The sequence below is a fragment of the Streptomyces sp. NPDC021012 genome (assembly GCF_044333355.1).
Classification (GTDB): Bacteria; Actinomycetota; Actinomycetes; order Streptomycetales; family Streptomycetaceae; genus Streptomyces.
Genome location: NZ_JBIRQU010000004.1, coordinates 278,755 through 297,768, shown reverse-complemented (window position 1 = coordinate 297,768; position 19,014 = coordinate 278,755). Strand labels below are relative to the sequence as shown.

The window sequence follows — 19,014 nt, the reverse complement described above, 5'->3', positions numbered from 1 at the left end:
GCCCTGACGGCGAGGAACATACCCAGATCGAAGGCTTCTGGGGAGGTACGCCTGCCGGTCACGCGGTCTTAACCACCCGTCCGCCAGCACTTCGAAAGTTACCGAGGTGAAGCTTCCGGTTTCACGCCCCGAAGGCCATTTGGCGTAATCAAGGGGTTACGCGCTCATGTGAGCGGCCAATCGAGCATTTGCGTTCAACTCTTGAACGCAAAAGGGGTGGCACCCAGTGCCACCCCTTCAGGCGGTGCATCCTTCCGTAACCTGCTCATCTGAGCGCAACCCACCTCAGGGGTGGCGAGGATCACTCCTCCGGAAGGGCCGAATCTCAGCCGCCGGACGTGTCCAGCTCCGCGTCCTCGCTCACTCCGGCACAGTCGTAGGGGTCCTTGAGCCAGCCGTCCGGCAGGACAACCCGGTTGTTTCCGGACGTACGGCCCCGGGGGCCGTCCGCACCCACCGGCCACGGCTGGTCCAGGTCGAGCTCGCTCAACTGAGCGCGCAGCTCGTCCAGGGAAGAGGTGATCGCGAGCTTCTTGCGCATCTCGGAGCCGACCGAGAAGCCCTTCAGGTACCAGGCCACGTGCTTGCGGAAGTCGATGACACCGCGTGCCTCGTCGCCCAGCCACTCGCCGAGCAGCCGCGCGTGCCGCACCATCGCGTCCGCGACCTCCCGCAGCCCCGGCTGCGCGTAGGCCCCCGTGCCCTCGAAGCCCGCCACCAGGTCCCCGAAGAGCCACGGGCGACCCAGGCAGCCGCGACCCACGACGACGCCGTCGCAGCCCGTCTCCCGCATCATCCGCAGCGCGTCGTCCGCCGACCAGATGTCGCCGTTGCCGAGCACCGGGATCTCCGGCACGTGCTCCTTGAGCCGCGCGATCGCGTCCCAGTCGGCCGTACCGCCGTAGTGCTGGGCCGCCGTCCGCCCGTGCAGGGCGATGGCGGTGACGCCCTCCTCGACGGCGATCCGGCCCGCGTCCAGGTAGGTGATGTGGTCGTCGTCGATGCCCTTGCGCATCTTCATCGTGACCGGCAGGTCGCCCGCGTTGGTCACGGCCTCGTTCAGGATCGCCCGCAGCAGCGGCCGCTTGTAGGGCAGGGCCGAGCCGCCGCCCTTCCGGGTCACCTTGGGGACCGGGCAGCCGAAGTTCAGGTCGATGTGGTCGGCGAGGTCCTCGTCGACGATCATCCGCACGGCCTTGCCGACCGTCACCGGATCCACCCCGTACAGCTGGATCGAGCGCGGCTTCTCCGTCTCGTCGAAGCGGATGAGCTGCATCGTCTTCTCGTTGCGCTCGACCAGGGCACGCGTCGTGATCATCTCGCTCACGAACAGCCCCTTGCCGCCGCTGAACTCACGGCAGAGGGTACGGAAGGGGGCGTTGGTGATGCCGGCCATGGGGGCGAGCACCACCGGCGGCTGCACGATGTGCGGCCCGATGGCGAGAGGGGTGAACGCGGTCATTCAGCCATTGTCGCGCACGGCGAAGATTGTTAGACAGCCGTACGATCCAGTCATGCCAGAGCTCACACGCGCGCGCCGTCTCGTCGTCCTCGCGATCTGCTGCATGAGCCTGCTGATCGTCAGCCTGGACAACACCGCGCTCAACGTCGCCCTGCCCGCCATGCGGCGCGACCTCGGCGCCACCGTCGCCGGGATGCAGTGGACCATCGACGCCTACACCCTGGTCCTCGCCTCCCTGCTGATGCTCGCGGGCTCCACCGCCGACCGCATCGGCCGCCGCAAGGTCTTCGTCACCGGCCTGGCCGTCTTCGCCCTCGGCTCGCTGCTCTGCTCCCTCGCGCCGAACCTGGAGTCCCTGATCGCCTTCCGGGCGGTCCAGGCGGTGGGCGGCTCGATGCTGAACCCGGTCGCCATGTCGATCATCACGAACACCTTCACGGAACCGGCCGCACGCGCGCGTGCCATCGGCGTCTGGGGCGGGGTCGTCGGCGTCTCCATGGCCGCCGGACCGCTGGTCGGCGGCGTGCTCGTCCAGTCGGTCGGCTGGCGGGCGATCTTCTGGGTGAACCTGCCGGTCGCCCTCCTCGCCCTGCTTCTGACCCTGCGGTACGTCCCCGAGTCCCGCGCGCCCCGGCCCCGGCGTCCCGACCCCGTGGGGCAGGTCCTGGTGACGGTGCTCCTCGGCTCGCTCACGTACGCGATCATCGAGACCGACCCGCTCTTCGCCGGGATCGCCGCCGTCGCCCTCACCGGGCTGCTCCTCTACGAGCCCCGGCGCCGCGAGCCCCTCATCGACCTGCGGTTCTTCCGCAGCGCGCCGTTCAGCGGGGCCACCGTCATCGCGGTCTGCGCCTTCGCCTCGCTCGGCGGCTTCCTCTTCCTGAACACCCTGTACCTCCAGGACGTGCGCGGCCTCTCCCCGCTGGCCGCCGGGTTCTGGATGCTGCCGATGGCCGGCATGACCTTCGTCTTCGCCCCGCTGTCGGGACGCCTCACGGCCTCGCGCGGGCCGCGCCCCTCGCTGCTGCTCGCGGGGACGGCGATGGCGGCGGGGCCGCTCCTCTTCGCCGCCTTCTCCGCCGAGACGAGCGACCCGCTGCTCCTCACCGGGTACGTCGTCTTCGGCATCGGCTTCGGCCTGGTGAACGCCCCCATCACCAACACCGCCGTCTCCGGGATGCCCCGTGCCCAGGCCGGGGTGGCGGCGGCCGTGGCCTCGACGAGCCGCCAGGTCGGGCAGACGCTCGGCGTCGCGGTGATCGGCACGGTCCTGGCGGCGGGGGCCGGCGCCTCGCTCGACGCCGACGCGTTCGTGGCGGCGGCCCGCCCGGGCTACTGGATCATCACCGGCTGCGGACTCGCCGTCCTCGCGGTCGGTGCCCTGACCAGCGGGCCGTGGGCGCGGCGCACGGCGGAGCGGACGGCGCGGTCCCTGGCGCCGGAGTCCCTGGCGCCGGAGGAGGAGCCCCGGCCGGAGGGCGGGCCTCACGCCACGGCCAAGGCGCCCTCGCCCTGACCCTGGATCCAGGATTCGCATCTTGAATCCAAAATACGGATTCTGGATCCAAAATACGGATATTGGATCCAGGGCCTCACGCCACGGCCAGGACCCCCCTGTCCTGACGCACCAGATCGAGCAGCCGGGCGACGCCCTCCTGGGTGGCGTCGTCCACGGGGACGTAGGTGACGAGGTGGGTCCCGGCGTTCGGACCGAGCCACAGGTTGGTGTGCTCGAAGCTGAGCAGCCCCACGCGCGCGTTGCGGATGACCTTCACGCGGCCGCCGGGAGCGACCACCTCGTGCCGGGCCCAGAGCTCCCGGAACTCGGGCGAGGCCTCTTCGAGGCGTCGTACGAGCTCCTTCCAGGCGGGCTCGGCGAGGTGCTCGGCCATGGCGGCGCGGAGCTTCCCGGCAAGCGTGCGCATGACCTCGGGCAGGTCGGTGACCGAGGCCCGGAAGTCCTCGTTCGTGAAGGCCAGCCAGAGCGAGTTGCGGTCCTCGCGGGGCAGCGCGTCCAGGTCGCAGAAGAGCTGCCCGAAGGTGCGGTTGTGGGCGAGGAAGTCGTAGCGGCTGTTCTGGACCGCGGCGGGCACGGGCTCCAGCTGGTCGAGCAGGCGGCGCAGGGTGGGCGTGACGGCGGAGCAGGGCGTCTCGGGGTGCGGGTCGGCGTGGCCCGCGAGGGCGAAGAGGTGGCTGCGCTCGGTCGGGTCGAGCAGCAGGGCCCCGGCGAGGGCGTCGAGGACCTGCGGGGAGACCTGGATGTCCCGGGCCTGCTCCAACCACGTGTACCAGGTGACGCCGACGGCGGAGAGGTGCGCGACCTCCTCCCGGCGCAGGCCGGGGGTGCGGCGGCGCCTGCCCCGGGGGAGGCCGACCTGCTCGGGGGTGATGCGCTCGCGGCGGCTGCGCAGGAAGGCGGCGAGCTCGTGGCGCCGTACGTCCTGTTCGGGTGCGCTGATCGCCATGACGGTCATGCCTCCAGGGTGCCGGGGTGGTCAGCCGGTTTCCAGGTAGTGCTTGTACCAGGATAAAGACACTCTGGTACCAGGGTGAGCAGAGGCGGAGGCTCGGTTCCGTGACCACGACCTCCCCTTCCGCCCGTACGGCGTCCCCGGTCGGCCGCCAGGCCCCGGCGCTCGGCGCCCTCGGCCTGTTCACCGTCCTCCTCGGGGCCGCACTCCCCCTCATCGACTTCTTCATCGTCAACGTCGCCCTGCCGTCCATCGACCGGGACCTCGCCGCGGGACCGGCGCTCCTGGAGCTGGTCGTCGCCGGGTACGGCCTGGCGTACTCCGTGCTGCTCGTCCTCGGCGGGCGGCTCGGCGACCTCTTCGGCCGCCGCCGGCTCTTCCTCGCCGGCATGGCCGCCTTCGGACTGACCTCGCTGGCCTGCGGGCTCGCCCCGGACGCCTGGACCCTGGTCGCGGCGCGGGTGACGCAGGGCGCGGCGGCGGCGCTGATGCTGCCGCAGGTCCTCGCGACCATCCACTCCTCGACCGAGGGGCCGCGCCGGGCGAGGGCGCTGAGCCTGTACGGGGCGACCGCCGGGCTCGCGATGGCGGGCGGCCAGATCCTGGGCGGGGTCCTCGTGACGGCCGACATCGCGGGCTCGGGCTGGCGCGCGGTGTTCCTGGTGAACGTGCCGGTCGCCATGGCGGGCCTGGCCCTCGCCGTGCGTACGGTGCCGGAGACCCGCTCGGACCGGCCGGCGCCGGTGGACGTGCCGGGCACGCTGCTCCTCGCGCTCGCGCTGCTCTCCCTGCTCGCGCCGCTGACGGAGGGCCGGGCGGCGGGCTGGCCGCTGTGGACCTGGGTGTCGCTCGCGGTGTTCCCGTTCGCGTCCGGGGCCTTCTGGTGGGTGGAGCGGCGGGCGGACCGCCGGGGCGCCGTCCCGCTGGTCCCGCCGAGCCTGCTCGCCCTGGTCCCGCTGCGGCGCGGGCTCCCGGTGGTGCTCGCGCTCTCGCTGGGCTTCTCCGGCTTCATGTTCGTGATCGCGGTGGCGCTCCAGCAGGGCCTGGAGATGGGCGCGGTGGCCTCGGGCCTGGCGCTCGTGCCGATGGCGCTCGCCTTCTTCGGCGCCTCGCTGGCGGGTCCGCGGCTCGTGCGGCGCTGGGGCACCCGGATCGTGCCGGTGGGGGCCGTGCTCCAGGGCCTCGGCATAGCGGCCGTCGTGTGGTCGGTGGGCCGCGACTGGCAGGGGCTGTCGGTCTGGGACCTGGTGCCGGGCATGGCGGTGGCGGGTCTCGGCCAGGGGCTCCAGCTGCCGGTGCTGTTCCGGGTGGTGCTCTCCGAGGTGCCGTCGGAGCGGGCGGGCGTGGGCAGCGGGGTCATGGTGACGACGCAGCAGTCGGCGCTGACGCTGGGCGTGGCGACCCTCGGTTCGCTCTTCCTCTCGCTGGCGTCCTCGCCGGCGGACATGGGCTCGGCGCTGCGGACGACGCTCCTGGTCCAGCTGGGTGTGGTGGCGCTGACGCTGCTGCTGAGCCTCCGCCTCCCCCGCACGGTGAAGTGACCCTCGAAACGAGGGATGGACTGACAGATATTGAAATCTGTCATCGCACATGTCATGGTTGTTCCATGACCACCACACCGAAGACCTCCGTCCCCACCCGTCCCCTCGGCGCCACCGGCCCCACCGTCTCCGCGGTCGGCCTCGGCTGCATGGGCATGTCCGCGCTGTACGGCGGGGCCGACCGCGCCGAGTCGATCGCGACGATCCACGCGGCCCTGGACGCCGGGGTCACCCTGCTCGACACGGGCGACTTCTACGGCATGGGCCACAACGAGCTGCTCATCAACGAGGCCCTGCGGACGGCGCCCGGCGCCGCCCGCGAGCAGGCGCTGACGAGCGTGAAGTTCGGTGCCCTGCGCACGGTCGAGGGCGGCTTCACCGGCTACGACGGCCGCCCGGCCGCCGTGAAGAACTTCGCGGCGTACTCGCTCCAGCGCCTCGGCACCGACCACATCGACATCTACCGGATCGCCCGCGTCGACCCCGACGTGCCGATCGAGGAGACCGTCGGCGCCATCGCCGAACTGGTCGAGGCGGGGCACGTGAGGCACATCGGCCTCTCCGAGGTCGGCGCGGACACCCTGCGCCGGGCGGCGGCCGTCGCCCCGATCGCGGACCTCCAGATCGAGTACTCGCTGATCTCCCGGGGCATCGAGGAGAAGATCCTGCCGACCGCCCGCGAGCTGGGCATAGGCGTCACCGCGTACGGGGTCCTCTCCCGGGGGCTGATCAGCGGTCACTTCACCCGCGACCGGGAGCTCGCCGCCGGCGACTTCCGCGGCTTCAGCCCCCGCTTCCAGGGCGACAACCTCCGCCACAACCTGGACCTGGTCGACCGCCTGCGCACAGTCGCCGAGGCCAAGGGCGTCACGGTCGCCCAGACGGCCATCGCCTGGGTCCTCGCCCAAGGCCCCCGGCACGGCACCGACATCGTCCCCCTGATCGGCGCCCGCCGCCGCGACCGGCTCGCCGAGGCCCTCGGCGCCCTGGACGTCACGCTCGACGCCGCCGACCTGGCCGCGATCGAGGAGGCGGTCCCGGCGGACGCCGCCGCCGGCGCCCGCTACCCGGAGGCGCAGATGGCCCACCTGGACAGCGAGCACTGACGGGTACTGTCATTGCATGGCCGCCACCGAGACCCTGACCGCAGAGCGCATCCTCGAAGCCACCGAGGAGGTGCTGCGGCGCTACGGGCCGGGGAAGGCGACCGTCGTCGACGTGGCCCGGGTGCTGGGCGTCAGCCACGGCAGCGTCTACCGCCACTTCCGCACGAAGGCGGCGCTGCGCGAGGCGGTCACCGAGCGGTGGCTGGAGCGGACGATCGTGGCGCTCACGCCGTACATGGAGGCCGAGGGCCCGGCGGACTGGCGCCTGACCGGCTGGCTCACGGCCCTGTTCGCCCTGAAGCGCAAGAAGGCGGGCGGCGATCCGGAGCTGATGGCCACCTTCCAGGTGCTCATCGGCGAGAACAGCGCGGTGGTCGACCGGCACGAGGAGCACCTCGTCGAGCAGATCACCCGCATCCTGGAGGACGGCCACCGCGAGGGCCTGTTCGCGGCGCCGGAGCGGGACTTCACGACCACGGCCCGCGCGGTCTTCGACGCCACGGACCGCTTCCACAATCCGGCGCACGCCGCCGAGTGGTCGGCCCCGGAGACCGAGGACGCGTTCGCGGCGGTCGTCTCCCTCGTACAGCGCGCACTACGGTCCTGAAAACCCATTTGAAGATCATTTGGCGCGGAGTTTCCCCTTCCCTGTCCGGTGCATGACTAGCGTTCTCCCGCACCTCGACCGTAGGAACACCCAGGGGGAACCATGTCCACACCCGCCAAGCCGGCCCGATCAGGCGGGGCCTCCGCGATCGGGTGGGTCCTCACGATCGGCCTCAACGTCGTCGCGCCGATCCTCACCTACAACACGCTGACCGAGGACCACGGCTGGTCCGAGTTCTCCGCGCTGCTCCTCAGCAGCGCCTGGCCGGTTCTCGACACCGCGATCATGGCCGCCTGGCGCCGCAAGATCGACGAGTTCGCCATGGTCACCCTGGTCTTCCTGGTGATCACGGCCGTGGTCTCGCTGGTCGGCGCGCACACCGCCCGCGCGCTCCTGATCAAGGACTCGTCGGTGACGGGCCTGTTCGGCCTGCTGTGCCTGGTGACGCTGCTCGCCCCGCGCCCGCTGATGTTCTACTTCGGCCGCAAGTTCGCGACCGACGGCACCCCGGCCTCCACGGCCTGGTGGAACGGCATGTGGCAGTACGAGGGCTTCCGCAGCACCATGCGCACCATGACGCTGGTGTGGGGTGTGGTGTACGTGACCGAGGCGCTGGTCCGCATCGCCCTCGCGTACGTCCTGGCGACCAAGACCATGGTCACGCTCAGCCCGATCATGATCTACGGCGTCCTCGCCGCCCTCGGCGTCTGGACGGCCTGGTTCGGCAAGCGCCGCGCGGCGGAGGGGGCCCGCCGGGCCGCCGAGGCGGAGGCCGCCGCTGCCGCGACCGCCTGACACGTAAGCACGCAAAGGGGAAAGCCCCCGGTTCCGAAGTCGGAACCGGGGGCTTTCCCCTTAAAAGGAAGCGATCGGATTCAGCAGCCGATGAGGCGGCTGGCCAGGTAGCCCTGGATCTGGTCGAGGGAGACGCGCTCCTGCTTCATGGTGTCGCGCTCGCGCACGGTCACCGCGTTGTCCTCGAGGGTGTCGAAGTCGACGGTGATGCAGAAGGGGGTACCGATCTCGTCCTGGCGGCGGTAGCGGCGGCCGATGGCGCCGGCGTCGTCGAACTCGATGTTCCAGTTCTGGCGCAGGTCCGCCGCGAGGCCCTTGGCCTTCGGGGAGAGCTGCGCGTTGCGGGACAGCGGCAGGACGGCAGCCTTGACCGGGGCCAGGCGGTGGTCGAGGCGCAGCACGGTGCGCTTCTCCATGACGCCCTTGGCGTTCGGGGCCTCGTCCTCGATGTAGGCGTCGAGCAGGAAGGCGAGCATCGTGCGGCCGACACCGGCGGCGGGCTCGATGACGTACGGCGTGTAGCGCTCGCCCGTCTCCTGCTCCAGGAACGTGAGGCTGGCGCCGGAGGCCTTGGAGTGGGCGCTCAGGTCGTAGTCGGTGCGGTTGGCGACGCCCTCCAGCTCGCCCCACTCGCTGCCGCCGAAGGAGAAGCGGTACTCGATGTCGGCGGTGCGCTTCGAGTAGTGGGAGAGCTTCTCCTGCGGGTGCTCGTACCAGCGCATGTTCTCCTCACGGAGACCCAGGCCGGTGTACCAGTTCCAGCGCTGCTGCATCCAGTACTCCTGCCACTGCTCGTCCTCGCCCGGCTTGACGAAGAACTCCATCTCCATCTGCTCGAACTCGCGGGTCCGGAAGATGAAGTTGCCCGGAGTGATCTCGTTCCGGAAGGACTTGCCCATCTGCGCGATGCCGAACGGGGGCTTCTTGCGCGCGGTGGTCTGCACCTGGGCGAAGTTGGTGAAGATGCCCTGGGCGGTCTCGGGGCGCAGGTAGGCGACGGAGCCGCTGTCCTGGGTCGGGCCGAGGTGGGTGGAGAGCAGGCCGGAGAAGTTCTTCGGCTCGGTGAAGGTGCCCTTGTTGCCGCAGTTGGGGCAGTTGAGGTCGGCGAGGCCGTTCTCGGGGAGACGGCCGTGCTTCTCCTCGTACGCCTCCTCCAGGTGGTCGGCGCGGAAGCGCTTGTGGCAGGAGGTGCACTCGGTCAGCGGGTCGGTGAAGGTGGCGACGTGGCCGGAGGCCTCCCAGACCTCGGTGGCCAGGATGACCGACGAGTCGATGCCGACGACGTCCTCGCGCGAGGTGACCATGTAACGCCACCACTGGCGCTTGATGTTCTCCTTGAGCTCGACGCCGAGGTGTCCGTAGTCCCAGGCGGCGCGCTGACCGCCGTAGATCTCACTGCAGGGGAAAACGAAGCCACGGCGCTTGCTCAGGCTGACGATGGTGTCGATCTTGTCGGCGGCCACGGTGCTCTCTTCATTACGACGACGAAGTGCGAATGCCTCAGGTTACCGGCGCCCCGGGGCCCCGTATCAAATCGGTTCCGCGGCGAAGGCCCGCGATGTCCGGGTGGTCCGGAACACAGACAAGGCAATTGACAACCGTTTCCATCTTTGTTGAAAATGACTGTCATGAACGTACGCCGTCTGATACCCAGCACCGCCCTCGCCGGAGCCGTCGCGCTCGGCGTCGTCTCCCTCTCCGCCTGCTCCGGGACCTCCGACGCCGCGGGCAAGGGAAGCGGCGGCAAGCTGGACGTGGTGGCGTCGTTCTACCCCATGCAGTACCTGGCCGAGCAGATAGGCGGCGGCCACGTCGCCGTGAACACGCTCACCAAGCCCGGCGTCGAGCCGCACGACCTGGAGCTCAAGCCGAAGCAGGTCGGCGAGCTCGGCGAGGCCGACGTCATCCTCTACCTCAAGGGCGTCCAGCCCGCCGTCGACGACGCCATCGCCCAGGCCGGCGTCGAGAACACCGTCGACGCCACGACCCTCACGAAGATGGAGGAGCACGGCGCCGAGGTCGGCCACGACCACGGCGACGAGCACGGCGGGGAGCACGCCTCCGAGGCCGGTGCCGACCCGCACATCTGGCTCGACCCCGTGAAGTACGCCGAGGTCGCCAAGGGCGTGGGCGCCGCCTTCGAGAAGGCCGACCCGGCCCACGCCGCCGACTACGAGAAGAACACCGACGCCCTGGTGAAGAAGCTCGGCGACCTGGACACCGCGTTCGCGACGGGCCTGAAGAACACCGCCACGAAGACCTTCATCACCACCCACTCCGCCTTCGGCTACCTCGCCGAGCGCTACGGCCTGGAGCAGGAGGGCATCACCGGCATCGACCCCGAGTCCGAGCCGAGCCCCGCCCGCGTCAGGGAGCTCCACGAGATCGCGGAGAAGGACAAGGTCTCCACCGTCTTCTTCGAGACCCTCGCGAGCGACAGGACCGCGAAGACCCTCGCCGGCGACACCGGTCTGAAGACCGACGTGCTCGACCCGCTCGAAGGCATCACGGACAGGTCCAAGGGCCGCGACTACATCGAGGTCATGCAGTCCAACCTCGCCGCGCTGAAGACCGCGCTCGGCGCCAAGTAGGAGGCCCCCGTGAGTGATGACCAGCCCGTCCTCTCGATCGACGGAGCAACGGCGGCCCTCGGCTCCCGCCCCGTCCTCCGGGGCGTCGACCTCACCGTCCGGCCCGGCGAGGTCGTCGCGCTGCTCGGCGCCAACGGCTCCGGCAAGTCCACCGCCATCCGCTCGGTCATCGGCCAGGTGCCGCTGACCGGCGGCACGATCACGCTGTTCGGCACCGAGCAGAAGCGGTTCCGCGACTGGGCCCGCGTCGGCTACGTACCGCAGCGCACCACCGCCGCGAGCGGCGTCCCCGCCACCATCCGCGAGGTCGTCTCCTCCGGCCGGCTCTCCCGCCGCAGGTTCGGCTGGCTGACGAAGGACGACAAGGCCGCCGTCGAGCGGGCCATCGACCTCGTCGGCCTCGCCGACCGCGCCGGGGACTCCGTCTCCGCGCTCTCCGGCGGCCAGCACCAGCGGGTGCTCATCGCCCGCGCGCTCGCCTCCGAGCCCGAACTCCTGATCATGGACGAGCCGATGGCCGGCGTGGACCTCGCCAGCCAGGAGATCCTGGCCTCGACCCTGCGCGAACAGGTCGCCGGCGGTACGTCCGTCCTCCTCGTCCTGCACGAGCTGGGCCCCCTGGAGCCCCTCATCGACCGCGCGGTCGTCCTGCGCGACGGCTGCGTCGTCCACGACGGCCCGCCGCCCGAGGCGCTCGGCCAGCACGCCCTGCCGGGCCACGACCACGTACATCCGCACGCGGCCGGCGAGCCGCTCCGCACGGGACTGCTGACCTGATCATGGACTTCCTCGAACCCGCCTTCATGCAGCGGGCGCTGATCGCCGCCCTCCTCGTCGGCATCACCGCGCCCGCCGTCGGCGTCTACCTCGTCCAGCGCCGCCAGGCGCTCATGGGCGACGGCATCGGCCACGTCGCCATGACCGGCGTCGGCCTCGGCTTCCTCATGTCGGCCAACCCGGTGTGGATGGCGACCCTGGTCGCCGTCGTCGGCTCCGTCGTCATGGAGCTGATCCGGGCGTACGGCAAGACCCGCGGCGACATGGCGCTCGCGCTGCTCTTCTACGGCGGCATGGCGGGCGGCGTCCTGCTGATCAACCTCTCGTCGACCGGCTCCAACGCCAACCTCACCTCGTACCTCTTCGGCTCGCTCACCACGGTCTCGCCCGAGGACATCACCGCGATCGGCATCCTGGCCGCCTTCGTCGTCCTGGTCACCGTCGGCCTGCGGCGGCAGCTCTTCGCCGTCAGCCAGGACGAGGAGTTCGCCCGCGTCACCGGCCTGCCGGTGCGCGCCCTCAACCTGCTGATCGCGGTCACGGCCGCGGTGACCGTCACGGTCGCCATGCGGGTCGTCGGCCTGCTCCTCGTCAGCGCCCTCATGGTGGTGCCCGTCGCGGCGGCCCAGCAGCTGTCGAAGTCCTTCCGCGCGACCTTCGCGGGCGCGGTCCTCATCGGCGTCGTCGTGGCCCTGTCCGGCACGATCACCACGTACTACGTGGCGGCCCCGCCCGGCGCGACGATCGTCCTGTACGCGATCGGCGTCTTCGTCCTCCTGACCCTGCTCGCCACCCCGCTCGCCAAGCGGCGCGCCCGGGCCGCGGAAGCGGCCACGCGGGACTGCGACGCGCGCGTTCCGGCCACGCGACGGTCCGCGGACGACGTGAAGGTCTGATCCACGGCTGATCCCGTGGGGACGGGGGGCTGGCAGAATGGCGGGGGCAGACAAGCATCCAAGGAGGCCCCCGTGGCGACGGCAGGACCCCCCGTACGCGGCCGCTCGACCAAGCAGCGGGCTGCCGTGTCGGCAGCGCTGAGCGAGGTGGACGAGTTCCGCAGCGCCCAGGAGCTGCACGACATGCTCAAGCACCGCGGCGACTCCGTCGGCCTCACCACCGTCTACCGCACGCTCCAGTCCCTCGCGGACGCGGGCGAGGTCGACGCGCTGCGCACCAGCGACGGCGAGACGGTGTACCGCCGCTGCTCGACCGGCGACCACCACCACCACCTGGTCTGCCGCGTCTGCGGCAAGGCCGTGGAGGTGGAGGGCCCGATGGTGGAGCAGTGGGCCGAGACCATCGCCTCGGAGCACGGCTTCGTGAACGTGGCGCACACCGTGGAGATCTTCGGCACGTGCGCGGACTGCGCCGGGAAGTGACCTGACACGGCCGAAGGGCCCGCACCGGATCGATCCGGTGCGGGCCCTTCGGCGTCGTCTCAGGCCCTGGTGGTGTTCCGGTCCAGGATCGCCCGCAGCCGCTCCTCGTCGGCCGGGCCGGCGAGCCCGCGCTTGGGCAGGTACGCGAAGCCGGTGCCGGACGAGCGCTCCGTGAAGAGGACGAAGAGCCGGGGGGTCTCCGCGTACCGGGTCAGCAGCGCCCAGCGGATCGCCATGTCGGTGTCCCGGGAGATCCACCGCCCGCCGTCCTCGTCGACGACCGCCCGGACCTCGCCCTGGGAGCCGATCAGCCGGAAGAGACTGCGGGCGGACGCCCGCGGCACCAGCTCGGCGCAGGTCACGGCCACCAGGCCGAGGAGGACGAGCTTGACCACCACCCGCACGTCGCCGTGCCGCAGTGCCACGACGGCGACGAGGGCGGCCAGCGCGCAGACGGCCCGGGTGGCCCACCGGAACAGCCGCCACCAGCGGGTGGACCGCAGCCTGACCCGTACCGCCTCGTGCACCTCGGTGAACTCGGCCGAGTAGACGAGCTCTATCCGCTCCCCCGCGCTCACGCCTTGTCGAGGACCGCGAGGTCCGCCGGGTCGACGCCGCCGAAGCGGCGGTCGCGCTGGGCGTACTCGACGCAGGCCCGCCACAGGTCGCGGCGGTCGAAGTCGGGCCACAGGACGTCCTGGAAGACCATCTCGGCGTACGCGCTCTGCCAGATCAGGTAGTTGGAGGTGCGCTGCTCGCCGCTGGGCCGCAGGAACAGGTCCACGTCCGGCATGTCCGGGTAGTACAGGTACTTCTGGATGGTCTTCTCGGTGATCTTCGCCGGGTCGAGGCGGCCCGCCTTCACGTCCTCGGCCATCGCCTGCGCCGCGTCGGTGAGCTCGGCGCGGCCGCCGTAGTTCATGCAGAAGTACAGCGTGAGCCTGGTGTTGTCCTTGGTCTGCTCCTGGGCGACCTGGAGCTCCTTGGCGACGGACTTCCACAGCTTGGGCATCCGGCCCACCCAGCGGACGCGGATGCCGAGCTCGTCGAGCTGGTCGCGGGTCTTGCGGATGAAGTCGCGGTTGAAGTTCATGAGGAAGCGCACCTCCTCGGGCGAGCGCTTCCAGTTCTCGGTGGAGAAGGCGTACAGCGAGATCGCGCCCACGCCCATCTCGATCGCGCCCTGGAGCACGTCGAGCACCTGCTCCGCGCCGACCTTGTGGCCCTCGGTGCGCGGCAGGCCGCGCTCCTTGGCCCAGCGGCCGTTCCCGTCCATGACGATCGCCACGTGCTCCGGCACCAGTTCGGCCTGGAGCTTCGGCGGGCGGGCGCCGGACGGGTGCGGCTCGGGGGTCCTGTACTCCCGACGCTGGCGCCCGAGGAGTCGTGCGATGGCCATGGCGTGGATCTCCTAAAAGGTGTTCCGTACTTCACGCGTGGTCGAGTCTCCCACGGCGCGGGACCCGCTCTTCCTGGGCCGTCAGCCCTTCTCCACGTACCGCAGCGAGCGCAGGCCGCGCTCCAGGTGCCAGTGGAGGTAGGCGGACACGAGCCCGCTGCCCTCCCTGACGTGGCGCGGTTCGCAGGCGTCCGCCGTGGCCCAGTCGCCGGTGAGCAGCGCGCTGAGGAGGCCGATGGCCTCGGTGGAGGGGACGACGCTTCCGGGGACCCGGCAGTCGCCGCATATGACCCCGCCCGCCGCGACCGAGAAGAACCGGTTCGGCCCGTGGATGCCGCACTTCGCGCAGTCCTCGAAGCTGGGCGCGTAGCCGTTCACGGCGAGGGAGCGGAGGAGGAAGGCGTCGAGGATGAGGTGGGGCGCGTGCTCGCCCCGGGCGAGCGTCCGCAGGCCGCCCACGAGGAGGAGGTACTGCTGGACGGCGGGCTCGCCCTCGTGGTCGGTGAACCGTTCCGCGGTCTCCAGCATGGCCGTGCCCGCGGTGTACCGGGCGTAGTCGGTGACGATCCCGCCGCCGTACGCGGCGATGGTCTCGCTCTGCGTGCAGAGCGGAAGGCCGCGTCCGACCAGCTCGCTCCCCCGGGCGAAGAACTGCACGTCCACGTGCGAGAAGGGTTCGAGGCGCGCCCCGAACTTGGACTTCGTCCGGCGCACGCCCCGCGCGACGGCGCGTACGCGGCCGTGACCGCGCGTGAGGATCGTGATGATGCGGTCCGCTTCGCCCAGCTTCTGGGTGCGCAGCACGATGCCGTCGTCGCGGAACAGACTCATACGGCCATTCTCGCGTACGGCACTGACAGTCGGGGCGTACGGCCCCGGGGAGACGCGGGTCACATCCGGCCGTGTCACAGGGGGCCGGGCCGTCTCGTCTCAGGGGGTGCAAGCAGCCGATGCCGCACCCCCGAGGAGCACCCCATGGACGCACGACTGAACCTCTTCGCCAGCGCCACCGCCGGCAAGGCCTTCAAGCACATCATGGCGGCGGGCAGGGCGGTCAGGGACTCGACGCTGCCGGTCACGACCCAGGAGCTGGTCGCGCTGCGCGTGAGCCAGATCAACGGCTGCGCCGTCTGCATCGACATGCACACCAAGGAGGCCGCCCACGCCGGTGAGACCCCGGTACGGCTCCACCTGGTGGCGGCCTGGCGCGAGGCGACCGTCTACACCGAGGCCGAGCGCGCCGCCCTCGAACTCGCCGAGGAGGGGACCAGGGTCGCGGACGGGGCCGGTGGCGTCAGCGACGAGGTCTGGGAGCGCGCGGCCCTCCACTACGACGAGGACCAGCTCGCCGCCCTCGTCCTGCACATCGCGTTCATGAACCTGGCGAACCGCATCAACGCGATCACCCGGCAGCCGGCGGGCGACTACGAGGTCGGGCAGTTCCACTGACGGGCGATCTCCTGAATGATCGAGAAGACGGTACGGGGAGAGGAAGTCGTCATGGGCAAGGCCAAGGTCGAGGAGTTCGAGGAACTGCGCCCGCTGCTGTTCTCGATCGCCTACCGGATCCTCGGCAGCGTCAGCGAGGCCGAGGACGCCGTCCAGGAGACCTGGCTGCGCTTCGACGGCTCCTCGACCCGCCCCGCCTCGGCCAAGGCCTTCCTCTCGGCCACGGTCACCCGCCTCTCGATCGACGTCCTGCGCTCCGCGCGCGTGCGGCGCGAGGCGTACGTCGGCCCCTGGTTCCCCGAGCCGCTGCTCAGCGATCCGTACGAGGACCCGGCGCGCGCGGTGGAGCTGGCCGACTCGGTCTCGATGGCGGCGCTGCTGCTCCTCGAACGGCTCAGCCCCCTGGAGCGGGCCGTCTTCCTCCTGCGCGAGGTCTTCGCCTTCGACTTCCAGGACGTCGCCGAGGCCGTGGACCGCTCGGAGGCCGCCTGCCGTCAGCTGCTCGTACGGGCCAGGCGGCACATGCACGAGGGCCGCCCCCGCTTCGCGGCCGACCGCCAGGAACGGCAGGAGCTCTCCGCCCGCTTCTTCGACGCCCTCAAGGACGGCGACGTCAGCGGGCTCCAGGACCTCCTGGCGGCCGACGTCCAGCTCGTCGGCGACAGCGGCGGCAAGGCCCCGCGCTTCGCCCGGGCCGTCGTGGGCGCGGAGAAGGTGGCGCGGCTCCTCGGCTCGGTCTTCCCCACCCTCGTCGAGGTCGACGTCACGTGCGAGCCGCACGAGGTCAACGGCCAGCCCGGCGCGATCTACCGCGACCGCGACGGCAGGATCCTCCAGATCTTCGCCCTCGACGTCCTCGACGGGCGGGTCCAGACCATCCGCGCGATCCTCAACCCCGACAAGCTCGCCCACCTCGGCCCGGTCGCCGACCCCTGGGCCGTCACCCGCGAGATCCAGCGGGTGCGCCGCGGCCCCCGCTGACGGTGTCAGCGGGGGCCGCGGCGCGTGCTCAGTAACCACCGGCGTGGACGAGGTACCCGTAGTAGCGCCCGGCGACGGGCGCGTTCGGGTCGCCCGCGAAGCCGTACGAGAGCGGCTGGGCCGAGGCGTGGCCGCGGAGTTCGGCGGCCACGCCGGCCGGGGAGAGGCCCGCGCACGGCCCGGCGGCGACGCACAGCGCGGCCGTGCCGGCCACGTGCGGCGAGGCCATCGACGTACCGGAGAGGACGGTGGTGCCGCCGCCGTTGCGGGTGGAGTTGATGCACACCCCCGGACCGGCGATGGTGTGGGCGGCGTCCGCGGTGCTCACGGCGAAGCTGGAGAAGTCGGCCGCCGTCTCGTCGACGTCGGCCCGGCAGGTCGCGGCGGCGCCGCCGCCGGGCTGCCCGTTGAAGTCGGCCATGGCGGTCACGGTGAGGACCTCGTCGTACGAGGCGGGCCGGTGGTTGGCGATGTCGTCGGCGCTGTTGCCGGCCGCGGCCACCAGGGTGACGCCCTTGTTCTTCACCACGTTGCAGATCGCCTGGTGCCAGGGGTCCTGGTTGCTGTTCCCGCAGTTGCCGTCGTCGGCGCCGTCGCCGCCGAGGCTCATGTTGGCGACCTTGATGCCGTACCGGGCGGCGTTGCCCGCCAGCCAGTTGAGGCCGCAGATGATGTTGGAGGTGCTTCCGCTGCCGTTGGCGCCGAGCACCTTCACCGCGTACAGCCGGGCGCCGGGCGCGACACCGACCACGTCGTCGGCGTTGTCCCGGGCGGCGACGGTGCCGGCCACGTGGGTGCCGTGGCCGTTGTTGTCCCGGTAGGAACCGGTCAGGAAGGGGTTCATGCAGTTGTACCCGCCGACCACGTTGAGATCGCGGTGCCCGGTGTCGATCCCGGTGTCGAGGATCGCCACCGCCGCGTCGACGCCGCCCGACCCGTTCCCGGCGGCCGTGCTGCTCACGTCGGCCTGGATCCGGTCCACTCCCGTCGGCAGCACCTGCTGGGTGGCGTGCACGGGCAGGTCGGGGGCGACCGCCTTGACGTTCGGGTCCGCCCGCAGCGCGGCCACCTGGGACTCCGGGATCACCGCCGAGTACCCGACGAGCGCGTCCTGGTACCGGAAGCCCACCCGCGCCCCGTGGTCCCGCCCGTGCCCCCGCACGACCGTTTCGAGCCGGTCGCGGGCCGAGTCCTTGAGGACGACCACGTACCGCCCTTCCGGTTCCGCGGTCCTCCCCTCCGTCGCCTCGGCCCCCGTGAGTCCCCCCGCCAGCAACGCGCCTGCCGCCGCGGACACCGCGGCCAGCCGGTACGCCGATCCCGCCATGCCGAACACCTCGCTTCCCTTTCGTGGTCGACGAACCCGAACCGGTTCGCGACGACCACGTAACCGGGGCCGCGAGGTGCGTGCAGCGCGGGCGCGGCGGATGGACTAACAGTCGTGACCCAGGGTCACGGACCGCTCAGGGCACTTCGCCCCGGCTCCGCGCGTTGACGTGCGCCGTCGCCGCGCTCAGCCGCTCCGCCGAGGTGGCCTCCCGCACCCCCTCCGGCTCCACGTCCCACTCCCGCCCTCCCCCCAGCGGCCGGATCTGGACGTACGGGCCCTCACGCCCCATGAGCGTCCCGACCCGTCCGGTACGGATCTCGACGACGTACGACCCGATGGGCAGCGTCACGAGCGACCCTCCTCCCTCGGCAGTACGGCGGCGGCGAGCAGCCGAGCCGTTTCCACCGTGCAGCATCCCAATTCCACGAGCGGCCTCGGCGGCTCCGCGGCGAGCGTGACGACGTCGAGCCCGAGCGAGGGCAACGTGATTCCCGCCCTCGCGAGCGCCTCGCGCAATTCCGCCACCGCCTCTTGTGCGGTTCCTACCGTCCCCGAGATCGTCTTCATGGTGTCTTCCTTCACCAACGTATGCCTTTCTGAATCCATTTCCCGCTTCGCCTCTCCAGGGTCAGTCCGGATCCGTAGAATCGGCAGACGCGCAGGCCGTACAACTGCGGCGTAGGGTTGGGGAGTTAATCCATGGCCAAGAGCAAGCAGCAGGAACCGTGGGAGTTCTTCGGCGAGATCCTCAAGGAACGCCGTGAGGAGGCGGGGCTCACCCAGAACGAGCTGGGCAGACGGGTGTTCGTATCGGGGGCGTACATCGGACTGTTCGAGCAGGGAATTCGAAAGCCACAGTTGGACGTGGCGGTAAGAATCGACGAGACCCTACAAACCGGCAGTTTTTTCGAACGGACGGTCCGGAAGCTCATCGACACATCACCGTACGCGCCCTATTTCGCCGAGGTGGCGGAGCTGGAGCGGGTCGCGACGAAGATCTGCGAGTTCGCGCCGACGGTGGTCCCGGGGTTGTTGCAGACAGCGGAGTACGCGCGGGCGGTGACGGTGGCGGCGAACCCGTTCGTCACGGAGGAGTACATCGAGGAGAAGGTCACCTCGCGGATGG

Annotated in this window: 21 protein-coding genes; 12 read left to right on the top strand and 9 right to left on the bottom strand. The window is 71.1% G+C overall.

Features of this window, described 5'->3' with window-relative positions:
* Nucleotides 1-325: 325 nt before the first annotated feature.
* Nucleotides 326-1,462, bottom strand: a complete 1,137-nt coding sequence (dusB, locus tag ACH4TP_RS15545) for a tRNA dihydrouridine synthase DusB (RefSeq protein WP_389221715.1) — start codon at nt 1,460-1,462, stop codon at nt 326-328.
* Between the two features lie 52 nt (nt 1,463-1,514).
* Here dusB and ACH4TP_RS15540 point away from each other — a divergent pair, with 52 nt between their 5' ends.
* Nucleotides 1,515-2,978 carry an MFS transporter gene (locus ACH4TP_RS15540; RefSeq protein ID WP_389221717.1) on the top strand — a complete coding sequence of 488 codons (1,464 nt, stop codon included), beginning with the start codon at nt 1,515-1,517 and terminating at the stop codon, nt 2,976-2,978.
* Between the two features lie 76 nt (nt 2,979-3,054).
* Here the strand turns inward: ACH4TP_RS15540 and ACH4TP_RS15535 are convergent, their stop codons facing one another.
* Nucleotides 3,055-3,936, bottom strand: coding sequence for a helix-turn-helix domain-containing protein (locus ACH4TP_RS15535; RefSeq protein WP_389221719.1), 882 nt, complete (start codon nt 3,934-3,936; stop codon nt 3,055-3,057).
* 101 nt (nt 3,937-4,037) lie between these two features.
* On the opposite strand from ACH4TP_RS15535, the gene ACH4TP_RS15530 reads away from it, so the two are divergent.
* The 4 genes from ACH4TP_RS15530 to ACH4TP_RS15515 all read left to right on the top strand — a co-directional run bounded on the left by ACH4TP_RS15530 (nt 4,038) and on the right by ACH4TP_RS15515 (nt 7,982).
* Entirely contained in the window at nt 4,038-5,474 is a 1,437-nt protein-coding gene (locus ACH4TP_RS15530; RefSeq protein WP_398178442.1) for an MFS transporter, read from the top strand.
* Nucleotides 5,475-5,539: 65 nt separating this feature from the next.
* Nucleotides 5,540-6,580, top strand: coding sequence for an aldo/keto reductase (locus ACH4TP_RS15525; protein ID WP_398438130.1), 1,041 nt, complete (start codon nt 5,540-5,542; stop codon nt 6,578-6,580).
* 16 nt (nt 6,581-6,596) lie between these two features.
* Nucleotides 6,597-7,187: a TetR/AcrR family transcriptional regulator gene (locus ACH4TP_RS15520; RefSeq protein WP_389221725.1), complete on the top strand. Its 591-nt coding sequence runs from the start codon at nt 6,597-6,599 to the stop codon at nt 7,185-7,187.
* A gap of 102 nt (nt 7,188-7,289) precedes the next feature.
* Nucleotides 7,290-7,982 carry a VC0807 family protein gene (locus ACH4TP_RS15515; RefSeq protein ID WP_398438127.1) on the top strand — a complete coding sequence of 231 codons (693 nt, stop codon included), beginning with the start codon at nt 7,290-7,292 and terminating at the stop codon, nt 7,980-7,982.
* 80 nt (nt 7,983-8,062) lie between these two features.
* On the opposite strand, the gene ACH4TP_RS15510 is transcribed toward ACH4TP_RS15515, so the two are convergent.
* The gene (locus tag ACH4TP_RS15510; RefSeq protein WP_398178448.1) at nt 8,063-9,445 is read right to left on the bottom strand and encodes a glycine--tRNA ligase; all 1,383 of its coding nucleotides are present in this window, start codon (nt 9,443-9,445) and stop codon (nt 8,063-8,065) included.
* A 165-nt stretch (nt 9,446-9,610) separates the two neighbouring features.
* Here ACH4TP_RS15510 and ACH4TP_RS15505 point away from each other — a divergent pair, with 165 nt between their 5' ends.
* The 4 genes from ACH4TP_RS15505 (at nt 9,611) to ACH4TP_RS15490 (ending at nt 12,729) form a co-directional block, all read left to right on the top strand.
* Nucleotides 9,611-10,573: a metal ABC transporter substrate-binding protein gene (locus ACH4TP_RS15505; protein ID WP_398438125.1), complete on the top strand. Its 963-nt coding sequence runs from the start codon at nt 9,611-9,613 to the stop codon at nt 10,571-10,573.
* Nucleotides 10,574-10,582: 9 nt separating this feature from the next.
* Nucleotides 10,583-11,350 (top strand): metal ABC transporter ATP-binding protein, encoded by a 768-nt coding sequence (locus ACH4TP_RS15500; RefSeq protein ID WP_389221733.1) that lies wholly within the window; start codon nt 10,583-10,585, stop codon nt 11,348-11,350.
* 2 nt (nt 11,351-11,352) lie between these two features.
* Nucleotides 11,353-12,246 carry a metal ABC transporter permease gene (locus ACH4TP_RS15495; RefSeq protein ID WP_389221734.1) on the top strand — a complete coding sequence of 298 codons (894 nt, stop codon included), beginning with the start codon at nt 11,353-11,355 and terminating at the stop codon, nt 12,244-12,246.
* A gap of 72 nt (nt 12,247-12,318) precedes the next feature.
* On the top strand, nt 12,319-12,729 hold the full coding sequence (locus ACH4TP_RS15490; RefSeq protein WP_389221735.1) for a Fur family transcriptional regulator: 411 nt from the start codon (nt 12,319-12,321) through the stop codon (nt 12,727-12,729).
* Between the two features lie 59 nt (nt 12,730-12,788).
* Here the strand turns inward: ACH4TP_RS15490 and ACH4TP_RS15485 are convergent, their stop codons facing one another.
* The 3 genes from ACH4TP_RS15485 to recO form a co-directional block, all read right to left on the bottom strand.
* Nucleotides 12,789-13,307: a YcxB family protein gene (locus ACH4TP_RS15485; RefSeq protein WP_398438122.1), complete on the bottom strand. Its 519-nt coding sequence runs from the start codon at nt 13,305-13,307 to the stop codon at nt 12,789-12,791.
* Nucleotides 13,304-14,128, bottom strand: a complete 825-nt coding sequence (locus ACH4TP_RS15480; protein WP_398178464.1) for an isoprenyl transferase — start codon at nt 14,126-14,128, stop codon at nt 13,304-13,306. The genes ACH4TP_RS15485 and ACH4TP_RS15480 overlap by 4 nt, the downstream gene beginning before the upstream one ends.
* Nucleotides 14,129-14,209: 81 nt before the next feature.
* Entirely contained in the window at nt 14,210-14,959 is a 750-nt protein-coding gene (gene recO / locus ACH4TP_RS15475) for a DNA repair protein RecO (protein WP_389221740.1), read from the bottom strand.
* Nucleotides 14,960-15,103: 144 nt separating this feature from the next.
* On the opposite strand from recO, the gene ACH4TP_RS15470 reads away from it, so the two are divergent.
* Together ACH4TP_RS15470 and ACH4TP_RS15465 are read left to right on the top strand one after the other, a co-directional pair.
* A complete protein-coding gene (locus tag ACH4TP_RS15470) occupies nt 15,104-15,577 on the top strand; it encodes a carboxymuconolactone decarboxylase family protein (RefSeq protein ID WP_398438119.1) in 474 nt (157 codons plus the stop codon).
* A 15-nt stretch (nt 15,578-15,592) separates the two neighbouring features.
* Entirely contained in the window at nt 15,593-16,558 is a 966-nt protein-coding gene (locus ACH4TP_RS15465; RefSeq protein WP_398438117.1) for an RNA polymerase sigma-70 factor, read from the top strand.
* A 28-nt stretch (nt 16,559-16,586) separates the two neighbouring features.
* Here the strand turns inward: ACH4TP_RS15465 and ACH4TP_RS15460 are convergent, their stop codons facing one another.
* The 3 genes from ACH4TP_RS15460 to ACH4TP_RS15450 all read right to left on the bottom strand — a co-directional run bounded on the left by ACH4TP_RS15460 (nt 16,587) and on the right by ACH4TP_RS15450 (nt 18,455).
* Nucleotides 16,587-17,885 carry a S8 family serine peptidase gene (locus tag ACH4TP_RS15460; protein WP_398438115.1) on the bottom strand — a complete coding sequence of 433 codons (1,299 nt, stop codon included), beginning with the start codon at nt 17,883-17,885 and terminating at the stop codon, nt 16,587-16,589.
* 136 nt (nt 17,886-18,021) lie between these two features.
* Nucleotides 18,022-18,237 (bottom strand): hypothetical protein, encoded by a 216-nt coding sequence (locus ACH4TP_RS15455; protein ID WP_376590413.1) that lies wholly within the window; start codon nt 18,235-18,237, stop codon nt 18,022-18,024.
* On the bottom strand, nt 18,234-18,455 hold the full coding sequence (locus ACH4TP_RS15450; RefSeq protein WP_389221748.1) for a hypothetical protein: 222 nt from the start codon (nt 18,453-18,455) through the stop codon (nt 18,234-18,236). The genes ACH4TP_RS15455 and ACH4TP_RS15450 overlap by 4 nt, the downstream gene beginning before the upstream one ends.
* A gap of 132 nt (nt 18,456-18,587) precedes the next feature.
* On the opposite strand from ACH4TP_RS15450, the gene ACH4TP_RS15445 reads away from it, so the two are divergent.
* A partial coding sequence (locus tag ACH4TP_RS15445) for a Scr1 family TA system antitoxin-like transcriptional regulator (RefSeq protein ID WP_398438113.1) occupies nt 18,588-19,014 on the top strand: 427 nt, incomplete at its 3' end.

Excerpts from the sequence above, each read along its gene's own strand:
- ACH4TP_RS15470 (WP_398438119.1), top strand. The coding sequence starts at position 15,104 with ATGGACGCACGACTGAACCTCTTCGCCAGCGCCACCGCCGGCAAGGCC.
- ACH4TP_RS15480 (WP_398178464.1), bottom strand. The coding sequence starts at position 14,128 with ATGGCCATCGCACGACTCCTCGGGCGCCAGCGTCGGGAGTACAGGACC.
- ACH4TP_RS15450 (WP_389221748.1), bottom strand. The coding sequence starts at position 18,455 with ATGAAGACGATCTCGGGGACGGTAGGAACCGCACAAGAGGCGGTGGCG.
- ACH4TP_RS15465 (WP_398438117.1), top strand. The coding sequence starts at position 15,593 with ATGATCGAGAAGACGGTACGGGGAGAGGAAGTCGTCATGGGCAAGGCC.
- ACH4TP_RS15525 (WP_398438130.1), top strand. The coding sequence starts at position 5,540 with ATGACCACCACACCGAAGACCTCCGTCCCCACCCGTCCCCTCGGCGCC.
- ACH4TP_RS15495 (WP_389221734.1), top strand. The coding sequence starts at position 11,353 with ATGGACTTCCTCGAACCCGCCTTCATGCAGCGGGCGCTGATCGCCGCC.
- ACH4TP_RS15520 (WP_389221725.1), top strand. The coding sequence starts at position 6,597 with ATGGCCGCCACCGAGACCCTGACCGCAGAGCGCATCCTCGAAGCCACC.
- ACH4TP_RS15540 (WP_389221717.1), top strand. The coding sequence starts at position 1,515 with ATGCCAGAGCTCACACGCGCGCGCCGTCTCGTCGTCCTCGCGATCTGC.
- ACH4TP_RS15515 (WP_398438127.1), top strand. The coding sequence starts at position 7,290 with ATGTCCACACCCGCCAAGCCGGCCCGATCAGGCGGGGCCTCCGCGATC.
- dusB (WP_389221715.1), bottom strand. The coding sequence starts at position 1,462 with ATGACCGCGTTCACCCCTCTCGCCATCGGGCCGCACATCGTGCAGCCG.
- recO (WP_389221740.1), bottom strand. The coding sequence starts at position 14,959 with ATGAGTCTGTTCCGCGACGACGGCATCGTGCTGCGCACCCAGAAGCTG.
- ACH4TP_RS15505 (WP_398438125.1), top strand. The coding sequence starts at position 9,611 with ATGAACGTACGCCGTCTGATACCCAGCACCGCCCTCGCCGGAGCCGTC.
- ACH4TP_RS15535 (WP_389221719.1), bottom strand. The coding sequence starts at position 3,936 with ATGACCGTCATGGCGATCAGCGCACCCGAACAGGACGTACGGCGCCAC.
- ACH4TP_RS15460 (WP_398438115.1), bottom strand. The coding sequence starts at position 17,885 with ATGGCGGGATCGGCGTACCGGCTGGCCGCGGTGTCCGCGGCGGCAGGC.